Origin of the sequence: Streptomyces sp. NBRC 110611, from assembly GCF_001590865.1 — a bacterium.
Lineage (GTDB): Bacteria > Actinomycetota > Actinomycetes > Streptomycetales > Streptomycetaceae > Streptomyces.
Genome location: NZ_BBUY01000004.1, coordinates 82,169 through 101,970, shown reverse-complemented (window position 1 = coordinate 101,970; position 19,802 = coordinate 82,169). Strand labels below are relative to the sequence as shown.

Annotated in this window: 15 protein-coding genes and 2 pseudogenes; 7 read left to right on the top strand and 10 right to left on the bottom strand. The window is 73.7% G+C overall.

Going from position 1 to position 19,802, the window contains the following annotated elements:
- Nucleotides 1–15 precede the first annotated feature (15 nt).
- Complete coding sequence (locus AZE13_RS11340; protein WP_258527744.1) at nt 16–744, bottom strand: response regulator; 729 nt, start codon at nt 742–744, stop codon at nt 16–18.
- Nucleotides 741–1,976: a sensor histidine kinase gene (locus AZE13_RS11335; RefSeq protein ID WP_107288311.1), complete on the bottom strand. Its 1,236-nt coding sequence runs from the start codon at nt 1,974–1,976 to the stop codon at nt 741–743. The genes AZE13_RS11340 and AZE13_RS11335 overlap by 4 nt, the downstream gene beginning before the upstream one ends.
- Nucleotides 1,977–2,160: 184 nt before the next feature.
- Here AZE13_RS11335 and AZE13_RS11330 point away from each other — a divergent pair, with 184 nt between their 5' ends.
- On the top strand, nt 2,161–3,300 hold the full coding sequence (locus tag AZE13_RS11330; protein ID WP_066929750.1) for an ABC transporter permease: 1,140 nt from the start codon (nt 2,161–2,163) through the stop codon (nt 3,298–3,300).
- Nucleotides 3,301–3,368: 68 nt separating this feature from the next.
- Nucleotides 3,369–4,094, top strand: coding sequence for an ABC transporter ATP-binding protein (locus AZE13_RS11325; RefSeq protein WP_066929749.1), 726 nt, complete (start codon nt 3,369–3,371; stop codon nt 4,092–4,094).
- A 113-nt stretch (nt 4,095–4,207) separates the two neighbouring features.
- Here the strand turns inward: AZE13_RS11325 and AZE13_RS11320 are convergent, their stop codons facing one another.
- From AZE13_RS11320 to AZE13_RS11305, 4 genes are all read right to left on the bottom strand, one after another.
- Nucleotides 4,208–5,206, bottom strand: coding sequence for an alpha/beta hydrolase (locus tag AZE13_RS11320; RefSeq protein ID WP_066930610.1), 999 nt, complete (start codon nt 5,204–5,206; stop codon nt 4,208–4,210).
- A 279-nt stretch (nt 5,207–5,485) separates the two neighbouring features.
- Nucleotides 5,486–6,412, bottom strand: coding sequence for a ketopantoate reductase family protein (locus AZE13_RS11315; protein ID WP_066929747.1), 927 nt, complete (start codon nt 6,410–6,412; stop codon nt 5,486–5,488).
- Nucleotides 6,413–6,672: 260 nt separating this feature from the next.
- The gene (locus AZE13_RS11310) at nt 6,673–7,158 is read right to left on the bottom strand and encodes an indole-3-glycerol phosphate synthase (protein WP_066929745.1); all 486 of its coding nucleotides are present in this window, start codon (nt 7,156–7,158) and stop codon (nt 6,673–6,675) included.
- Between the two features lie 139 nt (nt 7,159–7,297).
- A complete protein-coding gene (locus AZE13_RS11305; protein ID WP_079123903.1) occupies nt 7,298–8,200 on the bottom strand; it encodes a pyrimidine reductase family protein in 903 nt (300 codons plus the stop codon).
- A 67-nt stretch (nt 8,201–8,267) separates the two neighbouring features.
- Between AZE13_RS11305 and zapE the strand changes: the two genes are divergently transcribed.
- Both zapE and AZE13_RS11295 read left to right on the top strand, forming a co-directional pair.
- A complete protein-coding gene (zapE, locus tag AZE13_RS11300; protein ID WP_066929743.1) occupies nt 8,268–9,461 on the top strand; it encodes a cell division protein ZapE in 1,194 nt (397 codons plus the stop codon).
- Between the two features lie 69 nt (nt 9,462–9,530).
- The gene (locus tag AZE13_RS11295; protein ID WP_066929742.1) at nt 9,531–10,910 is read left to right on the top strand and encodes an alkaline phosphatase PhoX; all 1,380 of its coding nucleotides are present in this window, start codon (nt 9,531–9,533) and stop codon (nt 10,908–10,910) included.
- 76 nt (nt 10,911–10,986) lie between these two features.
- Here AZE13_RS11295 and AZE13_RS37995 read toward each other — a convergent pair whose 3' ends face one another.
- Complete coding sequence (locus AZE13_RS37995; RefSeq protein WP_066929740.1) at nt 10,987–11,655, bottom strand: ABC transporter; 669 nt, start codon at nt 11,653–11,655, stop codon at nt 10,987–10,989.
- Between the two features lie 206 nt (nt 11,656–11,861).
- Nucleotides 11,862–12,752: pseudogene (locus AZE13_RS37990) on the bottom strand (ATP-binding cassette domain-containing protein); the annotation flags it as partial.
- 452 nt (nt 12,753–13,204) lie between these two features.
- On the opposite strand from AZE13_RS37990, the gene AZE13_RS11280 reads away from it, so the two are divergent.
- The 3 genes and pseudogenes from AZE13_RS11280 to AZE13_RS11265 all read left to right on the top strand — a co-directional run bounded on the left by AZE13_RS11280 (nt 13,205) and on the right by AZE13_RS11265 (nt 17,347).
- Complete coding sequence (locus AZE13_RS11280; RefSeq protein WP_066930608.1) at nt 13,205–13,897, top strand: aminoacyl-tRNA hydrolase; 693 nt, start codon at nt 13,205–13,207, stop codon at nt 13,895–13,897.
- Between the two features lie 220 nt (nt 13,898–14,117).
- Nucleotides 14,118–15,408: pseudogene (locus AZE13_RS11275) on the top strand (DUF692 domain-containing protein).
- 277 nt (nt 15,409–15,685) lie between these two features.
- On the top strand, nt 15,686–17,347 hold the full coding sequence (locus AZE13_RS11265) for an alpha/beta hydrolase (protein WP_258527772.1): 1,662 nt from the start codon (nt 15,686–15,688) through the stop codon (nt 17,345–17,347).
- 62 nt (nt 17,348–17,409) lie between these two features.
- Here AZE13_RS11265 and hemQ read toward each other — a convergent pair whose 3' ends face one another.
- Complete coding sequence (hemQ, locus tag AZE13_RS11260; protein WP_398780131.1) at nt 17,410–18,171, bottom strand: hydrogen peroxide-dependent heme synthase; 762 nt, start codon at nt 18,169–18,171, stop codon at nt 17,410–17,412.
- A gap of 2 nt (nt 18,172–18,173) precedes the next feature.
- On the bottom strand, nt 18,174–19,643 hold the full coding sequence (gene hemG, locus AZE13_RS11255) for a protoporphyrinogen oxidase (RefSeq protein WP_066929732.1): 1,470 nt from the start codon (nt 19,641–19,643) through the stop codon (nt 18,174–18,176).
- Nucleotides 19,644–19,802: the final 159 nt, after the last annotated feature.

The window sequence follows — 19,802 nt, the reverse complement described above, 5'->3', positions numbered from 1 at the left end:
CCGGTTCCCGGGCCCTCAGCGGCGGATCAGGCCCTGTGCGGTGGCGGCGGCGACCGCGGCCGTACGGGAGTCCACTCCGAGCTTGGAATATATGTGGACAAGGTGGGATTTGACCGTCGCCTGGCTGAGGAAGAGCCGCTTGCTGATCGCGGCGTTCGAGAGGCCGTCGGCGACGAGCTGCAGCACCTCGGTCTCGCGGCGGGAGAGCGCGGCGGCGGGCGTACGCATCCGGTCCATCAGCCGCAGCGCGACGGTGGGCGCCAGCGCGGACTTCCCGGCCGCGGCGGTGCGTACGGCGGCGGCCAGCTCCTCGGGCGGGGCGTCCTTGAGGAGGTAGCCGGTGGCGCCGGCCTCGATGGCGGCGAGAATGTCGGCATCGGTGTCGTACGTGGTGAGGACCAGAACGCGCGGGGCACCGGGGCGGGCGGTGATCGCGGCGGTGGCCTGGGAGCCCAGCATCCGGCCGCCGAACTGGAGATCCATGAGGACCACGTCGACGGTGCGCTCGGCGGTGAGCTCGACGGCCCGTTCGGCGGTGGCGACATCGGCGACGACCTCGAAGCCCGGCTCGGTCTCCAGGACGGCGCGCAGCCCGGCCCGCACCACGGGGTGGTCATCGGCGAGCAGCAGCCGGACGGGGCCGGCATACGGGGTGGTCCCCGAAGTGGGATCGGGGGCGGGGTCGGGGGCCGTCTCCGGGGTGATGTCCGGGGCGGTCTCCGGGGTCGGGTCCGGGGCGGTCATGAGGGGGTCTCCGGTGGGGCGGGCGCGGCGGGACAGAGCAGGGTGACGGCGATGGCGGTGCCCTCCCCGGGGGCGGACTCGACGGCGAGGGTGCCCTGTAGCGCGCGGGCCCGGGCGCGCATCGCGGCGAGGCCGAAGCCGGTGCCGCGGGCCGCCGCGGAGCCCGGCGCGGGCACCTCGGCGGGCAGGAACCCGGCGCCGTCGTCGACGACGTCCAGTGCCACCTCGGTGTCCATGTAGCTGAGGGTGAGCTCGGCACGGCCGGCCCGGGCGTGCTGCACGGTGTTGGCGAGCGCGGACTGGGCGATGCGCAGCAGGGCCACCTCGTGCGGGGTGGGCAGCGCGGTGGGCGCGCCGGAGACCTGGCAGTGCACGGCGAGCCCGGAGGTGCGGGCGGTGGTGGCGCAGAGCCGTTCCAGGGCGGCCGGCAGGGACCCCGCCTCCAGGTCGGGCGGGCTCAGCGCCCGGACGAAGCGGCGGGCCTCGGCGAGGTTGTCGACGGCGGCCGTACGGGCCTGCCGGACATGGCCGAGGGCCGTTCCGGGCCGCTCCGGCAGGGCGCGTTCGGCGGCGCGCAACAGCAGCTGGATGCTGGACAGGCCCTGGGCGAGGGTGTCGTGGATCTCCCGGGCCAGCCGTTCGCGCTCGGCCAGGACCCCGGCGGAGTGCTCCGCGGCGGCCAGTTCGCTGCGGGCCGCGGTCAGCTCCTCGATGAGCCGGCGGCGCTGTTCGCTCTCTCGGTAGAGGGCCTCGTACCCCAGGACGACGGCGACCGCGACGGCGGCCCCCAGGACGGGGCCGAGCACCGTGCCCACGCTGAGGGTGTGGGTGTGCCACCCGAATCCGGCGACGGCGGCGAGGGTGGTGGCGGCGACGGCGGGCAGCCCCCAGCGCGGCGGCAGCAGATGCATCTGCACGAAGAAGAGCGGGAAGGCCAGCCAGACGCCGTCCGGGGTGAGGGCGAGCAGCACCAGCCAGAGGGCCGCCACGGTACCGAGCCAGAGGCCCGCGACGCCCGTCGAGGTGCGGACGCGCGGCAGCCGGGGGCCCGCCACGTACACGGCGAACAGCGCGACGGCGGTGACAATCACGGCCGCGGCACCCGGAATGCGGTCGACGACCGCCCGTACGGCGGCGAGCGCGAGCAGCGCGGCCACCATCAGATGGAGGCAGCTGCGCAGGACCCGCACGACGGGGGTGAGGGAGTGATCGGTCACGGCTTCTTCGGTCACGGCCTCTTCAGGCTACGGGCCGCTACCGCCACCGGCATCAACCGAAGGTTTGATGCCGGGGCACACCCTTCGACGCCGGTGAACCCCTCCGCGGCGCGATGCCCGGGCCCCCTTCCGGGGGCGAGGGTGGGGACCAGCCGCCGGGCAGTGGGCCCGGCGCCCGGACCTGAGGATGGCAGCACCGGTGTTCGTCGCCTGGAGAGACCTGAGATTCGCCAAGGGGCGGTTCGCGCTGATGGGCGCCGTGATCGTGCTGATCACGGTGCTGGTGGGCCTGCTGTCCGGGCTGACCGCGGGCCTGGGCCGGGAGAACACCTCGGCGATCACCGCGCTGCCCGCCGACCACCTGGTCTTCTCGGCGCCCGCCGGGGACGGCGGCGTCAAGTTCACCGACTCCAGGCTGCCGGAGCGGACCGTACGGGAGTGGGCGCGGGTACCGGGCGTACGGAGCGCCGAGCCACTGGGGATCGCGACGACCAAGGCCGAGGCCGGAACGGCCGAGCCGGGCACGGCCACGGCAGGCAGCAGCGAGGCGGGGAAGGCCGGGCCGGGCGGGCGGACGGCCGCGGTGTCGGTGTTCGGGGTGCGGCCGGGTTCCCGGCTGGGTCCGGCCTCCGGGCAGGTGGCCGACGGGTCGGTGGTGCTGTCCGAGAAGGCCGCCTCCTCGCTCGGCGTACGCGCCGGGGACGCGCTGACGCTCGGCGGACGGGCGCTCCGCGTCACGGCGGTGTCGGGCCCGGCGATGTACAGCCACACGCCGGTGGTCTGGACGTCACTGGGCGACTGGCAGCGGCTGACGCCCGGCCCCGGCCCCGCCGTGGGCGCGACCGTGGTCGCCCTCTCCACCACCGCGTCGGCCGGCCTGCCCACCGCCGACGAGCGGCTCGGCACCAGGACCGTCAGCACCGACGACGCCCTGAACGCCATCGGCTCGTACGCCGCCGAGCACGGCTCCCTCCAGCTCATGCGCGGCTTCCTGTTCGCCATCTCCGCACTGGTCATCGGCGCGTTCTTCACGGTGTGGACGATCCAGCGCGGCGGCGACATCGCCGTACTCAAGGCACTGGGCGCCTCGACCCGCTATCTGCTGCGCGACGCCCTCGGCCAGGCGGTCGCCCTGCTGGTGATCGGCACGGGACTGGGCACCGCCGTGGTGGCGGCCGTGGGCGCCGGAATCGGCGGCACCGTGCCGTTCGTGCTCGACCCGACGACCGTCCTGCTCCCGTCCCTGATCATGATCGCGTTGGGGGCCGTGGGCGCCGCCCTCGCCATCCGCCGCATCACGTCCGTAGACCCCCTCACCGCCCTGGGAAGCGCCCGATGAGCCCCATGAGCCCGACGAACCCGACGAACACCATGAGCCCGATGGGTCCGATGGGTCGAACGCATCCGATGAATCCGACGAGCCCGGGTGGTCCGGCGACCTCGGCACGCCTTGAACTGACCGATGTCACCCTCACCTACCCCGACGGCGACGCCCGGCTGACCGCACTGGACGAGGTCTCGCTCTCCGTACCCGCCGGGTGTCTGACCGCCGTGATCGGCCCGTCCGGTTCCGGGAAGTCCAGCCTGCTCGCGGTCGCCGCGACGCTGATCCGCCCGGACCGCGGACGGGTGGTGATCGACGGCACGGACACCACGGGCCTCGGCCGCGCCGAACTGACGGCGCTGCGCCGCGCCCGGATCGGCACGGTCTTCCAGCAGCCGAATCTGCTGCCTTCGCTGACGGCCGCCGAACAGCTGCAGGTGATGGCGCATCTCGACGGTGGCTCCGCCCGCGAGGCGCGGTCCCGGGCGCTGGAGCTGCTGGCGGCGGTCGGCCTGGAGGGCCAGGCCGACCGGCGGCCGCATCAGCTCTCGGGCGGTCAGCGCCAGCGCGTCAACATCGCCCGCGCGCTGATGAACGACCCCGCCGTACTGCTCGTGGACGAGCCGACCAGCGCCCTGGACCACGAACGCGGCGCCGCGGTCCTCGATCTGCTGCGGATCCTCACCCACCAGCGGGCCACCGCCACGGTGCTGGTCACCCACGACCACACCCATCTGGACGCGGCCGACGAGATCGCCGAGGTACGGGACGGCCGGCTGCACCCTCGGGCAGGCGCCGCCCGGCCGTAGACCTCGGGGGCACACGGCCCGGCCGTGGACCGCGGGCGTACGGGCGTGCGGGCGGTACGGGGCGTAGGGGGCGGGCGCGGCCGCAGCGGCCGGAGGTGCTGCGGCCCGCGCCGCTACGCCTTGCGGAGCCGGTCGACGATGCCCTCGATGTCGGCCCTGACCCGGTCGGGGCGGGGGAAGTGTCCGCCGCCGTCCTCGTACGACTCGTGCCGGATGCCGGCGCCGTCGAGGGCGGCTTTGAACTCCCGCTGGCCGCGGAGGACTTCGGTCTCGTTGCCCCAGCCGAACGGGTCCGTCGGGTCGGGGCTGGTGCCGGCGACCAGGAAGATCCGCTTGTCCCGGAAGCTCTCGATGTGCTCCATCGGGTTGTCGGCGCTGACCTTTGCCTCGTCCCACGGTTCGCCGTAGATCGTGCCGCCTGCCAGGTCCTTCACCGCGGAGGACACGTTGGCCCAGTGGGCGACGGCACCGAGGTCGCCGCGCAGGCTGGGCGGGCCGGAGTGGGCGCTCACCGAGGCGAACCGGTCGGGGTACTTGACCGCGTACTTCAGCGCCCCGAAGCCGCCCATCGAGAACCCGGCGACGGCGCGGCCGTCCGGCTCGGCGTACGTCCGGAAGTTCCCCTCGATCCACGGGAGCAACTGGTGCATATGGAAGGTCTCCCAGTTCCGGGGGCCCACGTTGGAGCTGACCGGATCGGAGTACCAGCCCGCCTGCCCGCCGTCGGGCATGACCACGATGAGCGGCCGGCCGGCGGTGTAGGCGCGGATGCCTCCTTCCGCCGCCCGGTCCCATTCCATGAAATCGCCCAGACCGCCGTGGAACAGGTAGAGGACCGGGTAGGTGCGTCCGCTGCTGTGGTAGTCGTCCGGGAGCAGGACGTTGACGGCGGGTCCGATGTCCCAGCCGATGGCGTCGGTCTCGAACCGGTAGTACCACATACGGGGGTCTTCCTCGTTGCGCTCCTTGACGCGCAGCCCGGCACCGCCGTCGGCCGCACCGGCCTGCGACGCCGTCGCCACGACGCTCCCGCCTCCGAGAGCCATCGCCGCGGAGAGCCCGCCGACGGCCTTCAGGATCCCCCTGCGGGTGGGGTGGTGCTCGCTCACCATGACCTCCTGGTCGGAAAGTGGCACGTGCTCCTGCGGCGGCACGTCCTGCCGCAGCGGCACGTACTCCGACAGCGGCACGTCCTCGCTGTACAGGCACGTCCTCGCTACAGAACACCGAGCGGTTCGCGCAGTGACGACGAGACCGCCGATGTCCGCGCGACGCTAGCCACCGCCGATGAAACCTCGCTGAAATGCCGATGAGCCACCGGCCCCGCCGGCCTCGTCGGCCGTGAACTCCGGCTGTACCGACCCCAGTTACGCCCTGTCCGCCATGAGCAGCTACGCCGTCTCCGCCACGAGCCGCGTCGCGAGCGGCGCGGGGATGCCGTGTCGCTCGGCTGCCCGGAGCAGGGCTCCGCCGATCGCGTCGAGCTCCAGCGGACGGCCCGCTTCGGCGTCGCGTTGCATGGACGACTTACTGCCGGCCGGGAACGCGTCATAGCGCGCCAGGACCTGGGCGGCGTCCGCCGGACCGCCACACGCCCGGCTCACGGCGGTGGTCTCCTCGACCAGGGCGGCCAGCTCCGCGCGCCGTTCGGTGCGGATCGTGCCGATGGGCAGCCGGTAGCGGGTGGTGAGCAGGGCGAAGGGGGCCAGGAACGCCAGCTTGCCCCAGAGGACGGTGTTCTCGTCCGGCATGACGCGGGTGTCCGCACCGGCGGCCGTGAGCAGTGCGGCGAGCGGGTCGAGGCGCTCCCGCGGGCCGGCCAGGTCGATCTCGGTGAACGGGCTGCCGTGTTCGATCACACCGGGGGCCGTGCGGGTGGACTCGACGCGGATCGCGGCCGGGACGACCCGGTGCGCGCCGTAGCGTGCGCGCAGGACAGCCGGATGCTCGACGCCGTTGAGCAGGGGCAGGACGAGGCCGTCGCCGAGGGCCTGGGGCGAAACCCGGTCGAGCGCCGCGTCCAGCGCGGTGTGCTTGACCGTCACCAGGCACAGGTCTACGGGCTCCCGCAACGCGGTGTCCGCCTCGACGTCGGCCGTGAAGGCGCCGTACCGGCCGCTGCGTATCCGGAGCCCGCTCCGGCGCAGTGTGCGGACGGTCTCCTCGCCCGCGAGGCAGATCACGCGGTGTCCGGCGCGCGAGAGCAGCGCCGCGAGCAGGCCGCCGATCCCTCCGGGGCCGAGCACGGCGACGGTCCGGACGGGTGCGTGCGGTCCTGCGAAACCGCCGGTGAGCGGTGCTGCTCCGCTGTGCTGCATGGCCGGGCGTCCTCTCCAGGTTGCGGGTCGGCACCCGTCCCGTCGCCTCAGCCGTTTCCGGACTCGGCAGCGGGGGCGGGAACGGGTTGCCGCCCTGGGCCCGGAATGATCATCGGCGAGACCGGCAGATCAAGTCAATCCTTTGGTTTTCTTGCATAACCCCAAGAAATCTCTTGGGTCCTCAAGGGAGCTCTTGGATCCCCGAGGAAGCTCTCGGGTGACGGGGACGGGCGCCGGCCACCGCCCCGGGCCCGTCGCGGTCAGCTCGCAGGCTGGTCGTCCGCGGCGTGCGAGAAGAGTTTGAGCACGGGCACACCGACCTTGTGGCGGGCGCGGGAGGCCCAGTCGCGGTGGAAGAACTCCTCGACGAAGTGCGGGGCGGTCAGCACGATGACCTCGTCCGCGCCGGTCTCGTCGACGACGGTGCGCAGCAGGTCCAGCGGGTGGTCCGCGACCACCTGCCCGACGGCCTCGGCGCCGGCGTCGCGCAGGGCCTGGAGGGTCCGGGAGAGGGCGAGTTGGGCCGGGGCCTCCGCGGCCTCGCCGGCCGGTTCACCCCCCTCCCGTACGGCGTCGTCGAACTCGCCGAGGGCGACGTCGTCGATGGCTCGGAGCAGTACGTCCTGCTTGCCGCGGGGCTGCATGAGAACGACGAACGAGATCCGGTCGTCGCCGTGCAGGGTGGTCACAAACTCGACGTCGGCGGGCGTCAGAGGCTTCTCGATCATCAATACGCTCGTGAACACGACGGACGCCCTTCTTCTCTTCGGGGCGCAGCGGTGCGCGGCGCCCGACAGAAACCATCCTGCCCCGTCGCCACACGGGACCTGTTGGGGTTTAGTGTGCCCAACGGAAGCTAAGCGGAACAGATAATTCCGCCGAATGTCAGGACCGGCGGTAGCGAGTGAACAGGAACCCGGCCTCCTCCAGTACGGACGCCAGAGCGAACCGCTCGGGAACCGGGACGGCCGGCCCGCTCATGATGCGCGGCGCCTCCCCGACGGCGACCACCGGTGCCAGCGTCAGACACATCTCGTCCAGCACACCGGCCGCCGCGAACTGCCCCAGCAGCCTCGGCCCGCCCTCCGTGAGCAGCCGGGTGTGTCCCCGTCCGGCCAGCACCGCCGGCACCCGCGCCGGATCGACGCCCGGCCCCTCACCGGCGAACAGCACCTCGGCGCCCGCCGCACGGGCCTGCGCCACCCGATCGGCCGGTGCGCCGGCGCCCGTCAGGACGAGGGTGGGGGTGAGCGGCTCGGTGAAGAGGGGGAGGGTGAAGTCCAGGTCCAGACCGGCGGTCACCACGGCGATGGCGGGCGCCGGGGCCTGGCCGGCGGCGGCCCGGCGGGCGGCGAACGCCTCCCGGGCGCGGGCCGGCCGGTAACCCTCCTGGCGAACCGTTTCCGCACCGACCACCACGGCATCCGCCAGGCCTCGCAGCACCCCGAAGATCCGCATATCCGCCGCGCTGGAGAGCGGCTGCGAGCGGCCCTCGTAGTGGGCCGCGCCGTCCATGGACGACACCATGTTGGCCCGCAGCCATACGGGGGCGGACGGCCCGGAGCGGCCCGCGTGTGCCGGGTCGTCCGCTCCCGGATACGCGTAGGCGTCGGCCAGCTCGTCCAGCGTCCACTCCCGGTCGGTGAGGTCGGTCGGCACCGCCGCGGAGGCCGTGTCACCGGAGCCGGAGGCCGTTCCGCCACAGCCGGGGGCCGTGCCGCCGGCGCTGGGCGCCGTACCGCCGGGGCCGGGTACGAGCAGGTCAGGGAGGGGAAACAGGCGTCGCATGGCCGCAGTGTGACATGCCTCGCTCGGCGGACCGGCGGATACCGGCGAGGAGATAGGCTGGACAGCTGTGTCGCCTTCCCAGCCCTCCTCGCCCTCCTCCCCGCAGACCGACCCGGTAGCCGGACCGCCGGCCGGCGGGGACGGCACCTCCCCGGGCAGCTCCCCCGGCACCTCCCCCGCCGCGCTCACCGCCCGCGCCCCGCACGTCCCGGCCGACCGCCTGGTCGCCGAGATGGTGCCCCCGCCGCGCTTCCAGGACGCGCGCTTCGACACGTACATCCCGGACGCCAACCAGCCCAGCCAGGGCCAGGCCGTGCAGGTGCTGAGCGACTTCGCGGACAGCATCGACGCCGGAGCGGGCACCGGGACCGGCAAGGCCGCCGGCCGGCGACGCTGGTTCGCCAGGAGCCCCAGGAAGGCCACCGCCCCCAAGGGCCCCCGCGGCGTCTACCTGGACGGCGGCTACGGCGTCGGCAAGACCCACCTGCTCGCCTCACTGTGGCACGCCACCCCCGCCCCGGCCGAGCGCAAGGCCTTCGGCACCTTCGTCGAGCTGACCAACCTGGTCGGCGCGCTCGGCTTCCAGCAGACCGTCCGTACGCTCAGTGACCACAAGCTGCTGTGCATCGACGAGTTCGAGCTGGACGACCCGGGCGACACGGTCCTGGTCTCGACCCTGCTCGGCAAGCTGGTGGACAACGGTGTGGCCCTGGCCGCCACCTCCAACACCCTGCCCGGCAAGCTCGGCGAGGGCCGGTTCGCCGCCGCCGACTTCCTGCGCGAGATCCAGGGACTGAGCGCCCACTTCCGCCCGCTGCGCATCGACGGTGAGGACTACCGCCACCGTGGTCTGCCCGAGGCGCCCGCCCCGTACGACGACGAGACCGTCACCCGCGCGGCGTACCGCACGCCCGGCGCCTCGCTCGACGACTTCCCGTCCCTGCTGACGCATCTGTCGAAGGTGCACCCCAGCCGTTACGGCGCGATGTGCGACGGCATCGAAGCGGTCTGCCTCACCGATGTGCAGGCCGTACCCGACCAGTCCACCGCACTGCGACTGGTGGTCCTCGCGGACCGGCTCTACGACCGGGAGGTGCCGGTGTTGGCCTCCGGGAAGGCCTTCGACGAGCTGTTCAGCGACGAGATGCTGCGCGGCGGCTACCGGAAGAAGTACTTCCGGGCGATCTCCCGGCTGACCGCACTGGCCCGCGACGCCAAGCCGCTGGCGATCAGGCCGCCGGCGACCGGCGAGCCCCGGTAGGTTCCCGGCGGGCCGGGTGCGTGGTACCACAGGCGGGACACGTCACTTTCCGCCAACGGGGAGCAGCCCATGTCCGCGACACGACGTCAGATCCTGGCGAGAACCGGGGCGTTGGGGGTATCCGTCGCCTTCTCCGGCAGCCTCACGGAGATCTTCGCGGGGAGCGCCACCGCCCAGGGCATGGGGAAGCGGGGCTACGGCCCGCTGGTCCCCGACCCCGGCGGTCTGCTCGACCTGCCCAAAGGCTTCCGGTACCGGGTGCTGTCCAAGGAGGGCGACCCGCTGCCCTCCGGGGAGGGGAAGGTGCCCAGCAACTGCGACGGCATGGCGGCCTTCCCCGGTCCTCCCGGACGCCGGTCCCACGGCACCTGCCTCGTCCGGAACCACGAGAACCGTACGGACTCCCGCTCCCCCGTCCCGCACGCCGCCGGGCTGACCTACGACCCCGGTGGCGAGGGCGGCTGCACCGTCCTGGAGCTGGACGAGGACGACACGGTGCGCTCCGAACGGGTCGCCATCGCCGGCACCTCCACCAACTGCGCGGGCGGCCCCACCCCCTGGAACACCTGGCTGACCTGCGAAGAGACCGAGCTACGGGCCGGTGACGAGAACTACACCAAGGACCATGGCTTCATCTTCGAGGTCGATCCCCACGATCCGCTCCGGACCGGTGCGGTACCGCTGACCGCGATGGGCCGGTTCCAGCACGAGGCGATCGCCGTGGACCCCGGGACCGGCATCGTCTACGAGACCGAGGATGCCTTCGAGAAGCCGTTCGGCCTGTTCTACCGCTTCCTGCCGAACCAGCCGAAGGGCGGCCGGGGTTCGCTCCGGGCCGGTGGCCGCCTCCAGGCGCTCCGGGTACCCGGTGTTCCCGACCTGTCCACCATCCAGGAGCCCGGGACCGCCTTCGACCACGTCGCATGGGTGGACGTGCCCGACCCGCTCGCCCGCCGCACCCCCATCCGCTTCCAGGACTTCGGCCCCGGGGGCATCACCCATGCGCAGAAGCTGGAGGGCTGTTACTGGGGCGGTTCCAGCGTCTGCTTCGTCTCCAGCTTCGCGCACCGGGCCGACGGCTCGGCGGCCGACCACTACGGGCAGATCTGGAAGTACGACCCCCGGCGGCACCGGCTCACCCAGGTCGTGGTCTTCGGCCCCGGCACCGACCTCCAGCACCCCGGCGAATCCCCCGACAACATCTGCCTCGCGCCCGGCGGCGGCCTGATGGTCTGCGAGGACGGCGACGGCGCCCAGCATGTCTTCGGCCTCACCCGGCGCGGCGAGGTCTATCCGATGGCCCGCGGCCGGCAGAACATCGGCACGCAGGAGAGGCCGGAGTGGGGCGAATTCGCCGGAGTGACCTTCTCGCCCGGCCACCGGACGATGTACGTCAACTGCTATACGCCGGGGACGACGTTCGCAGTGCGCGGGCCCTGGCACCACTGAGGGCCCTGGCACCACTGAGGGCCCTGGCACCACTGAGGGCCCTGGCGCCACTGAGGGGGCGGCTCGTCCCGTTCGTTCAGCTGCGGCGTGAGCTGAGCCCGCAGGCGACGGCCGTGGCGGCGGAGGCGATCAGCACGGTGGCGGCGAGCGGCAGCCAGGGGGTGCTGATGGTGCCGTGGGCGGAGCCGGTGACCAGGCCCGAGACGGCGGCGTTGGCCGGGGAGGCGCCCACGACGAGCAGGAGCAGGGCGGCGGTCAGGCCGGCCGGGATGCCCCAGCCGGGGCTGCGCAGCACCGGCCGGTTGCACAGGGCGCCGATCGCCGTGCCCATGAGCACGCAGGCGAGGGCGGCGAGGAGCCCGGCGCCGGCGGCCGGGAGGACCGGGACGTCGACGTGGTGGTCGGCGGAGCGCGGGTCGGACACCAGCACGACCAGAGCCGCCCCGAGGAGCGCGAGCAGCAGTCCGGCACCGGCCGCGGTCAGAACGCCGGCGAGGTGGACCCGGCCGGGTCCGGCGGCGGCCGCGGCGCAGGCGCGGGCGGCCGGCGGCTCATTGGTGACGCAGACCCGGGTGAGCCAGACGGCGACCGGCAGCAGGCCGCCGGCGGCCCAGCCGAACGCGTCGAGGATGGGGTCGCCGCTCTGGACGCCGATGGCCAGGAAGGCGGCGTAGCAGATGACCGGCGGCAGCCAGCGGTACGAGCCGGCCAGCAGCGCCGCCTGGTAGCGGAGGAGAGCGATCACGGGTGCGGAGCCTCGTCGGGGTCGGGAGCACCGTGGTGCTCGGCAGCGGTGCGGGGAGCGGAAACCGGGTGGGGCCCCGGGGACGCGTACGGTCCAACGGCCGGGGCGGGGGCGCCGGGTGGGCCTGGGACGCCGGGTGAGCCGAGGACGTCGAGTGAGCCGAGGACGTCGAGTGAGCCGAGGACGTCGAGTGAGCCGGGGGCGCCGGGTGGGGGCGGTGCGGGGGTGACCGCCCGGATGTGCCAGGGCGGACGGGCGGTGAGCAGCGTCCGCAGCAGGGCGTCGGAGGAGACGGCGGGGACCGTCAGCCGGGTCGTACCGTCCGGCCCCCAAGTGATCTCCGGCCGCCCGGGCAGGTCCTCCAGGGCATCCGGCCGCCGCCCCGGCCCTCCCGCGGTCGGGAGCGGCGCGCCACCCGGTGCGCGCTCGGCCTCGATGACCACGCGGGGGCCGGTCGCCGGCTCCGTTCCCGCCGCCGGGCCGCTGTCCTCCTGGGCGAGCAGCCGCCCGTCCGCGACCCGGTACCGGGCGTCGGCCGCACCGGCCAGCCGCTGCGGGTCGTGGTCGACGAACACGACGGTGCCGCCGGCCGCCACCCGCTCGGCGACCACCTCGTCGAGCACCGCGCGGGCGCCGTGGTCCAGGCCGGTCCAGGCCTCGTCCAGGACGAGGAGTTCGGGTTCGGCGAGCAGGGCCTGGGCGACCGCGACCTTTTGGCTCGTCCCTTTGGACAGCTCGGCCAGCCGGGTACGGGCGTGCCCGGCGGCTCCGAAGCGGTCGAGCCACTCGGCCGCCCGGCGGGCCGCTTCGGGTCCGCGCAGCCCGTGGATGCGCCCCAGGTGGGTGAGGTAGCCGAGGGCGGTGAACGGCAGGGTGGCCGGGAACCGTTCGGGGACGTACGCGGTGCGCGGACGGCCGGTGATGCGGCCGGCGCTGGGGCGGTCGAGGCCCGCGCACAGTCGCAGCAGGGTGGACTTCCCGCTGCCGTTGGTCCCCTCGACGCGCAGCAGCGCGCCCGGGGGCACGTCGAGCCGCACGTCCCGTAGCACCCAGGGCCCGCGCACCCCGTAGCGCCGCCCTACCGCGTCCAGCCTCATGTGCCGACACCTCCGCTCCCCCGCCGGGGTCCCCGGCGCCGTCCGGCGCCGGCCGGTGCTCCCGGTGAGTGCGGCGTTCCCCCGCCGCTGCGCCATGCCCGACGGTAGCCGGACTTCCTGTCCGACGCCGGTCGGGGGGCGCGGTCGGCACCTCCGTACGGTACGAACCCCGGGCCCGGCGGCCGCAGTTGCCTCCTCGTCCCTCGCAGCACTGCTGCCGGCAGGCACCGCTGCAGTCACCACGTGCAGATACCGCCGGCGGGCACTGCCCATGCCATGGGGCATCGGTGGCCGTGTCAGTGGGGGCTGCCAGACTTGAACACGTGACCAGCACCGAGACCGCCGGGCAGCAGTCCGGCAACAGCTCCGCCGAACCGCTCCAGCGAAAAGAGCAGCCGGACCAGCGGGAACAGCGGGCGCCCGAAAGACCGGAAGAGCAGGCCGGGCGGGAAGTGACCGGCCGGGACGACGCGGCGCCGCAGTTCGTGCTGCCGTTGGTCGCGCGGCTGGAGCGGGCCGCGCCGCCGGCGCGAACGGACGCGCTGGAGACGGCCGCGCGGGCGGTGCTGGTGCTGCTGTCGGACGGGCGGGCGGCGGGCGACGGCGAGTGGGCCGAGGCGGTGCGGAAGTGGCAGGACAGCCGCATACGCAAGGTCGTGCGGCGGGCCCGCGGCGCGGAGTGGCGGCGGGCCGAGGCGCTGCCGGGGATCACGGTCCACGGCGGCGGCGCCGAGGTGCGGGTGTATCCGCCGGTGCCCCTGGACGCCTGGCCGAAGGACCTGGCGCGGCTTCAGGTCTCGGGCACCGAGCTGGACGATCCGCAGCCGCCCGGACCGCCCGCCGACGGGGTTCCGGTGCTGTGGCTCAACCCGGCGCTGGAGATGTCGGCGGGCAAGGAGATGGCGCAGGCCGGCCACGGGGCCCAGCTGGCGTGGTGGCAGCTGTCCGAGGAGGAGCGGGCGGCCTGGCGCGCGACGGGCTTCACGCTGGCCGTACGGTCCGCGGAGCCCGCGGAGTGGGAAGCACTGACCCGCAGTGGACTGCCCGTGGTGCGCGACGCCGGGTTCACGGAGATCGCCCCGGGCTCCTGCACGGTTGTCGCGGACCACCCCGCGCTGCGCAGAGCGTTGCTGCCGGGCGGGTGACGGTGAGCGGAGGGGACGCGGCGGTCGCGGTGTCCGGCCGGTGCGGGCCAAGCTCAAATCAAGCTCTGAACTCGGCCGGTGCGGGATTCGGCGCTGCTCGGCGCGGCATGAGTACCTCCGTACTCGGCCGACCGGCTCGACAGCCGGGCGTGGGTGACGCAAGAGGGGCGGGACTGCCCGCAAGTCGGTGCCGTTCACGTAGCGGAAGGGGAGGGAAGCCATGGAGCGCCTGGGTACGGGCATCGGCTGGCGGCCGGAGATCGCCGCGGAGATCGCGGAACTGCCCGCGGTGGACTGGGTCGAGGTGGTGGCGGAGAACATCTGCCCGGGCCATCTGCCCCACGGCGTGCGGCAGCTGCGCGAGCGCGGCACGACCGTCATCCCGCACGGGGTCTCGCTCGGTCTCGGCGGGGCGGACCGCCCGGACGCCGGCCGGCTGGCCGCCCTCGCCGAGCGCGCCGAGGTGCTGGGCGCGCCGCTGGTCAGCGAGCACATCGCATTCGTCCGGGCCGGTGGGCCGCTCACCGCCTCTCCCGTGCTGGAGGCCGGGCATCTGCTGCCGGTACCGCGCACCCGTGACGCCCTGGACGTACTCTGCGAGAACGTCCGGATCGCCCAGGACGCCCTGCCCGTGCCGCTGGCGCTGGAGAACATCGCCGCCCTGATCAGCTGGCCGGGCGAGGAGCTGACCGAGGGCCGGTTCCTGTCCGAGCTGGTGGAGCGGACCGGGGTGCGGTTGCTCATCGATGTCGCCAACCTCCACACCAACCACGTCAACCGCGGCGAGGACCCGGCCGTCGCGCTCGACGAGCTGCCGCTGGAGGCGCTCGCGTACGTCCATGTCGCGGGCGGGGTGGAGCGGGACGGGGTCTGGCACGACAGCCATGCCCACCCGGTGAGCCGGCCGGTGCTGGACGTCCTCGCCGAGCTGTGCGCCCGGACCGCCCCGCCCGGTGTGCTGCTGGAGCGCGACGACGACTTCCCGGAGGGCGGGGAGCTGGCGGCGGAACTCGACGCGATCCGTACCGTGTGGAAGGAGGCCCGCCATGTCCGGGCGGCCTGAGCAGGGCACAGCCCACAACACCGGCCCGGACGCGGCCCGCCGGCGCCTGGGCCTGGCCCAGACCGCGCTGCTGTCCGCGCTGGTCGCCGGCACACCGGCCCCCGAGGGCTTCGACCGGGCCCGCCTGCGGGTGCAGAGCCGGGCACTCATAGTCAAGCGGGCCGCGGTCGTCGCCAAGGTGGCGCCCGAGCTCCCGGAGATCCTCGGCGCGGACTACTACCGCACGGCCTTCGCCGACTACGCGCGGCACCGGCCGATGAACGCCGGCCACCGGCAGGATGCCCTGGACTTCGCGGCACATCTGCTGGCCCGGGGCCGTCCCGAAGGGCGTGCCGCACGGCGGGAGCTGACCCGCTGGTGGCGGGATCGCGCGGGCCCACGGCCACCGTCGGCGCGTCCCTCGGCCCGTCTGGCACAAGCCGTACGGCACGCCTTCACACGCGGGTGAATCTCCCCCTTCGCGGAGGGGAGTGACGACTCCTCCCTCACACGAAGCGCACGAAGCTGCACGAAGCTGCACGAAGCCGAAGGCTCCCCCTTCGTACGAGTGGCGGAAGCCCGCCCCCTCCCTGCGCGCCGCGCTCCACTCTTCCGGGGCATAGCCTCCGACACCGGCATCCGGTGCTTTACAACGCCAATCGGCACCTCAACTATCCCTTTTGTATGCAGACACGAAGGGACGGCCAGTGAGAGCACTTGCGTTGTACGGCACCGTCGGGTCGCTGATGGTGACCGCCCTCGCCACTGCCCCGGCGGGCAGCGCCGCGGGGACGCCCCCAGCGCCCCTGGCGCCGCCCGCGCCCGTTGCGCACCGTATCGAGTTCGGCCGCTGTGCGGCGGCGGAGCATCTGCCGCCGTCCGTCGAGTGCGGCACACTCGCCGTTCCTCTGGACTACGCGCGCCCCGAAGGCAAGAAGATCAAGCTCACCGTGAGCCGGATCCGCGCCGGCGCGCCGAACGAGCGGCAGGGCGCGCTGGTCTTCAACCCCGGCGGGCCGGGCGCCTCCAGTATGGAGTTCCCGCTCTACAGCGCGCTCCCGAAATGGCGCAAGCTGGCCCGCGCCTACGACTTCGTCGGCTACGCACCGCGCGGCGTCGGCCGCTCGGCACCGCTGTCGTGCCAGGACCCCAAGGAGTTCACCAAGGCGCCCACCGACGCCCGGATGCACCCGGACGCGGCGTTCAAGCAGCGGAAGGTGGCCGAGGCGAAGGCGTACGCCCGCGGCTGTGCCCGCCGGGCCGGAGCGGACCTGCCGTTCTACAACTCCGTGAACAACGCCCGCGACCTGGACATGCTGCGGGCCGCCCTCGGTGAGCGGAAGCTGACGTTCATGGGCGCCTCGTACGGGACGTACTTCGGCGCGGTCTATGCGACGCTCTTCCCCGGCCACGTCCGGCGGATGGTCTTCGACAGCGTGGTCAACCCCTCGCCGCAGCAGATCTGGTACCGCAACAACCTGGACCAGAACATCGCCTTCGAGCGCCGCTGGGGCGACTGGCTGCAGTGGGTCGCCGAGCACAACAACACCTACCGCCTCGGCACGACCAAGCAGGCCGTCCAGCAGGCGTACGGCAAGGCCGCCGCCCAGCTCCGCCGGAAGCCGCTGAACGGCAAGATCGGTCCCGGACAGCTGCAGTCGGCGTTCCTCAAGACCGGCTACAACGACGCCTTCTGGCCGCTGCGCGCCCAGGCTCTCTCGGACTATCTGCACGGCAAACCCCAGTCGCTGACCGCCCAGGCCATGCCGCAGGCCCAGACCGCCAAGGACGAGGAGAACACCAACGCCGTCTACACGGCCGTGGAGTGCAACGACGCGCCCTGGCCGCGCTCCTGGGAGACCTGGGACCGGGACAACACCAAGGTGGCGCGGATCGCGCCGTTCGAGACCTGGGACAACGCCTGGATGAACCTGCCGTGCGCCTTCTGGCCGCGCGCGTCGGAGACGGAGACCTCGGCGGACGGTATCGACGCCGCGCTGCGCCGGGCGGACCACAAGACGACACAGGAGCTGGCCGACGCCGCCGTACGCGCCGCCGCGTCCGAGCTCGACGGGGTGCTGCACGGGCAGCACGGTCCGCTGGACATCCGCACCGAGCCCGGGGCGCTGCCGCCGGTGCTGCTGCTGGCGGCCGAGCGGGACGCGGCGACGCCGTACGAGGGCGCGCGGGAGCTGCACCGGCGGTTCCCGGGCTCGTCGCTGGTGACCGAGAAGGGCGCGGGGACGCACGGCATCGCCTTCGGCGAGAACGCCTGTGTGAACACCTACGCCGAGGCCTATCTGCTGCGCGGCAAGGTCCCGGCGCACAGTGTGTACTGCTCACCGCGGCCGGAGCCGGTGCCGGGCCAGTCGATGACCCGGGCGCCGCACGCCCGCCCGGGGAAGTAGGCCCCGGCACCGGCAGAGACCGAGGGCCGCCCCTGGAGGGCGGCCCTCGGCTCGTATCCGGGTCAGGCCAGACCGGCGACCAGCTCGGAGACCGGCTTGCGCCGCCCCGTGTAGAACGGGATCTCCTCGCGGACGTGCATCCGCGCCTCGGAGCCGCGCAGGTGCCGCATCAGGTCGACGATGCGGTAGAGCTCATCGGCTTCGAAGGCGAGCACCCACTCGTAGTCGCCGAGCGAGAACGACGGCACGGTGTTGGCGCGGACGTCCGGGAATCCACGGGCCATCTTGCCGTGGTCGGCGAGCATCCGGCGGCGGTCCTCGTCGGGGAGGAGGTACCACTCGTAGGAGCGCACGAAGGGGTAGACGCTCACATACCCGCGCGGCCGCTCGTCGGCGAGGAAGGCCGGGATGTGCGACTTGTTGAACTCGGCGGGGCGGTGCAGCGCCATGTTCGACCACACCGGCGTCAGCGCGCGGCCGAGCCGGGTGCGGCGGAAGAGGTTGTACGCCTCCTGGAGGGCGTCCGAGCTCGCCGAGTGCCACCAGATCATCACGTCGGCGTCGGCGCGCAGACCGGACACGTCGTACGTGCCGCGGACCACCACGTCCTTGGCGGCGAGCTGCGCGAACAGCTCCTCGACCTCGTCTGCGTAGCCGCCGCGGTCCTCGGGGAGGACATCGCGCAGCTTGAACACCGACCAGAGGGTGTAGCGGATGACCTCGTTGAGGTCCTTGGCCTTCTTGCCGGCGTGGGGGGCCTTCTCGGGCGCCGCGGCGTCCTGCGGTGTGGTTGCGGGGGTGGGAGCGTCTGTCATGTCATCCATTCTCACTCGTCGGCGAGGGGGCCCGGCCGCAGGGTGCCGAGGATGTCGTCGGCGGCCCTACGGGCCGAGGCGATGCACGCCGGGATGCCGACGCCTTCGTAGAGCGCACCGCACACCCGGAAGCCGGGCAGCTGCGCGACGGCTTCCCGGATGCGCGCCACCCGCCCCAGGTGGCCGACCGGGTACTGGGGAAGTCCGCCGTACCAGCGGGTGACCTCGGCGGCGACCGGGGCGGCGGTCAGCCCGACCGCGTCGCGCAGGTCCGCACGGGAGAAGGCGACCAGCTCGGCGTCCTCGCGGGCCAGGTCCTCCTCGTCGCCGTAGCGGCCGAGGGAGGTGCGCAGCACGAACAGGTCCGGGTCGGCGGCGCCGAGCCAGCCCCACTTGTTGGCGGCGAAGGTGGACGCCTTGATCTTGCGGCCGTCGACGGGCGGGACGAGGAAGCCGCTGCCGGTCAGCCTCCGTTCGACGTCGGAGCGGCGGAAGGCCATGGTCACCAGCGCCATCGAGGCGTACTCGACGGTGGTCAGCTCGGCGGCGGCGGGCCGGCACACGTCCGCGAGGAGGCGGGCCGCGGCGGGGGCGGGGGTGGCGAGCACGACGGCGTCCGCGGTGAGCGGGGAGGCCTCGTCGAGGACGACCCGCCAGCCGTCGGAGCAGCGCCGGACCTCGGTGACGGGCGCGCCGGTGCGGATCTCCCCGCCCTTGGCGCGTACGGCCTCGGCCACCGCGCCCGGGAGGGTCCCGACACCTCCGTCGATACCCATGAAGACCGGGCCCGTGGCGGTGGGCCCGATCTGGTGGGCCGCGGCGGCGGAGCGCGCCTGGATATCGCGGACGCCGTCGAGCAGCGAGCGGTGCGTCCGGGCGGCCTCGAACAGCTGCGGCACCGCGGCACGCATCGAGATCTGGTACGCGTCACCGGCGTACACCCCGCCCAGCAGGGGCTCGACCAGCCGGTCGACGACCTCGCGGCCCAGCCTCCGGGCGACGTACTCGCCCACGGCGACGTCCTCACCGACCTCGGTACGCGGCAGCCGGGCGTCCTCCGCGATCCGGGCGAGCCCTTCGGGCGAGAGCACGCCGGAGGCGGCGAGCGGGCCGAGGTCGCCGGGCACGCCCATGACATGGCCCGTGGGCATCGGCCGGAGCGCGTCACGGGTCCACAGGGAGGCGGTGGCGGTGGCGGGCGGCTGCAGCCGTTCGCCGAGCCCCACGGCGCGCGCCAGCTCCACCGCTTCCGGCCGCCTGGCCAGCATCGACTCGGCACCGAGGTCGACCGGTACGCCGGCGATCTCACCCGCGCGCAACTTGCCGCCGAGCCGGCTGGAAGCCTCCAGGAGGGTCACCCGGGCGCCGCCGTCGAGCAGCCGGTGCGCCGCCGCGAGCCCGGAGATGCCGCCACCGATGACGACGGCGTGGCCGATGCCGCCGGGACCGTGGGCCGCCGTGGTGGTGTCCGCTGCGTTCATGCGACCACTCTCTCACCCGTCCGTTGCGCTTGGCCGTCCGCCCACGTTGTTGGCTGCGGCGCCGTACCTTCCGTCTCGCCGTTGCGCCCGGCGCGGCGCCCCGTGTTCCTTTTGGCGTTTCCCGCCGTTTCGCCTGCGGCGGGCTGAGTGCCGCTGCGC